The sequence below is a fragment of the Alkalibacterium putridalgicola genome, assembly GCF_900109825.1.
In the GTDB taxonomy this organism is placed as follows: Bacteria; Bacillota; Bacilli; order Lactobacillales; family Carnobacteriaceae_A; genus Alkalibacterium; species Alkalibacterium putridalgicola.
Genome location: NZ_FOBL01000067.1, coordinates 1 through 2558 on the forward strand (window position 1 = coordinate 1; position 2558 = coordinate 2558).

Consider the following 2558-nt stretch of genomic DNA (forward strand, 5'->3'; position numbering starts at 1 on the left):
TTGGCGCAGTAGCTCAGTTGGTAGAGCAACGGATTGAAGCTCCGTGTGTCGGCAGTTCGACTCTGTCCTGCGCCATTCAACTTAATATTCTGGAGGGATAGCGAAGTGGCCAAACGCAGCGGACTGTAAATCCGTTCCTTCGGGTTCGTAGGTTCAAATCCTACTCCCTCCATTAGTTAGGGGTATAGTTTAATGGTAAAACTATGGTCTCCAAAACCATCGATGTGGGTTCGATTCCTACTACCCCTGTTTCAATAAATTGAATAATGAATACTTTAGTTATTTGTGCTATACTATTTATTGGAAATGGTAATATGGCGACTGTGGCGAAGTGGTTAACGCACCGGGTTGTGGTCTCGGCATGCGTGGGTTCGAACCCCATCAGTCGCCCTTTTATTGGGCTATAGCCAAGCGGTAAGGCAGCAGGTTTTGATCCTGTCATTCCTAGGTTCGAATCCTAGTAGCCCAGTTAAATTTAATAATGGCGGTATAGCCAAGTGGTAAGGCAGAGGTCTGCAAAACCTTCATCACCGGTTCAAATCCGGTTACCGCCTTATCTTCATTTGAAATAATGCCGGCGTGGCGGAATTGGTAGACGCGCTGGACTCAAAATCCAGTGCCCATTAGGGCGTGCCGGTTCGACTCCGGCCGCCGGTATAAATCACGAAAAAGCTGATATGTCTCTTTATAGAGATGTATCAGCTTTTTGTTGTTCCTGGAAGTGTCAGTTGGATGAGGGTATGATGCCTATGACTAAAAGAGTCATATTTGATTATGGTAAAATCGTTATGTGAGGAGCAGACGACAACAGGTTAGTATTGAAGACTGGATAGTACCTTTATCACGAAAACAGGAAAAGTTGTTCCTCTGCGGGGTGGTAATGTTCTTCTGTTTAGTGATCGGTAAGCTAACAGGTGACTAAATCAATAAGATCATGGTTAGTAAATGAAAGGCGATGGGAGACCAAGATGTTCCCCGGGATAAGCGCAGCGTTCCGTAACTGTATTTTGATATTGAAAAGTGGATAAACGAGTTATGATGGGCGCCTCTAGCTGGTGCGTTAAAGCAAGATCCTTATATGCAAATAGCCTTTTATTGTAATAGAGGAACTGTACTGTGACGATGCGAATGATGTCAGATCATACTGGAACATCCATTAGATGAGTAAAAAAAGTCTGTAAATATGTATAGATCAAGAAGTGTGGCTTAAGCCAAGTAGGAGTAAAAGAGAAGTTAGTGCTGTGGATAAAAGAAGTGAAATGTACCGGAAAACTTGAAAGGAGATCATGGAATGAAGATTGTAGCAGTGCTGGGGGATTTTTATCATAAGGAATCTCTGTTGAAAAACGCTCTTTCTGATGCTGTCAGAGAAATAGAGGGTATTGAATTAGTGTATGCCAGTCGTCTGGAGCTAGTGGATAAGTTAAGAGAAAAACCGGACTTGGTGATAGTAGCCTCAGAGAACAGGCTGGATCCAGAAAGAGATCCAGAGTAGAAATGGTTAACTGAATCTGTAGAGCGTCAAATCATCGACTATGTAAAACAAGGCGGAAACTGGTTCGCCTGGCATTCAGGTCTGGCAGGGTATGAAGAAAATAAGGGTTATGTCAGTATGCTGGGTGGATGTTTCACACATCACCCTGATGATCATCTAAAGGTAAGATATGACTATAAAAACGATCACGTATTAAGTCATGAAAAAGCGTCGTTTGCTATAATGGACGAACATTATTTTATTGAAAGGGTCGAGAAGAATACTTATTTTTTAGAATCTCTATCAACCTATGGGGTTTCCGACGCAGGCTTGATGAACGTATCTGTACAAAGAGACCTAAGTACTGTTATTAGATGGTTTAAATAAGGTGAAGAACCTTCTATAGTAACTAGGCACGAACATGAAAGAGTGTATCGTTATATCTCGTGATCATGATATATGGAAGAATTTTAATGGAGAATTGTTGACAAGTGGGTGTTTTAGCCTGTACAAGGAATACATCAGAATAAAAAATCAATAAAATAGAATAAAAGCATTGACGTGTAAAGCAAATACTGGTATAGTTATTAGTGTTGCTGATTTAAAGCGACGCAGTGCTTTTTAGATCGTCAGATCACTCAGTCAAATGAGCGAAAAAGAATTTCGAAAAGTTCTTGACAACGAAAACGAAAGCCTGTAATATTATATGAGTTGACACGAAACATCGTCAACGTCTGAACGAAAGAGATCTTTGAAAACTGAACAAAGTAAAACAACCAAATGTGCAGGGGTCTTCGATCCGATTTATCGGATCAGGACAACACAAACGAGTTAACATGTTTAACTCACAATATTTAAATTGAGCTATATCAAACAACCAAAATGAGAGTTTGATCCTGGCTCAGGACGAACGCTGGCGGCATGCCTAATACATGCAAGTCGAACGATGAAGCACTCTGCTTGCAGAGCGCGGAAGAGTGGCGAACGGGTGAGTAACACGTGGGGAACCTGCCCATAAGAGGGGGATAACATCCGGAAACGGGTGCTAATACCGCATAGGTGATCATAGCGCATGCTTAGATCA

1 protein-coding gene, 7 tRNA genes, 1 rRNA gene and 1 pseudogene are annotated in these 2558 nt (G+C 41.8%); all 10 read left to right on the forward strand.

Going from position 1 to position 2558, the window contains the following annotated elements:
• Positions 1–2 precede the first annotated feature (2 nt).
• Positions 3–75: transfer RNA gene (locus tag BMX84_RS12295), tRNA-Phe, on the forward strand.
• 16 nt (positions 76–91) lie between these two features.
• A tRNA-Tyr gene (locus BMX84_RS12300) sits at positions 92–172 on the forward strand.
• Positions 173–178: 6 nt separating this feature from the next.
• Positions 179–249 (forward strand) — tRNA-Trp (locus BMX84_RS12305).
• A gap of 68 nt (positions 250–317) precedes the next feature.
• Positions 318–390, forward strand: a tRNA-His gene (locus BMX84_RS12310).
• Between the two features lie 7 nt (positions 391–397).
• Positions 398–469, forward strand: a tRNA-Gln gene (locus tag BMX84_RS12315).
• Between the two features lie 14 nt (positions 470–483).
• A tRNA-Cys gene (locus BMX84_RS12320) sits at positions 484–554 on the forward strand.
• A gap of 19 nt (positions 555–573) precedes the next feature.
• Positions 574–657, forward strand: a tRNA-Leu gene (locus BMX84_RS12325).
• 634 nt (positions 658–1291) lie between these two features.
• The gene (locus tag BMX84_RS12330; protein ID WP_091490350.1) at positions 1292–1495 is read left to right on the forward strand and encodes a hypothetical protein; all 204 of its coding nucleotides are present in this window, start codon (positions 1292–1294) and stop codon (positions 1493–1495) included.
• A gap of 15 nt (positions 1496–1510) precedes the next feature.
• Positions 1511–1861 (forward strand): annotated as a pseudogene (locus tag BMX84_RS12890) (ThuA domain-containing protein); the annotation flags it as partial.
• Between the two features lie 491 nt (positions 1862–2352).
• A 16S ribosomal RNA gene (locus BMX84_RS12340) occupies positions 2353–2558 on the forward strand; the annotation flags it as partial.

What these genes read in the sequence shown, in the direction of transcription:
- BMX84_RS12330 (WP_091490350.1), top strand. Translation starts at nt 1,292, where the DNA reads ATGAAGATTGTAGCAGTGCTGGGGGATTTTTATCATAAGGAATCTCTG.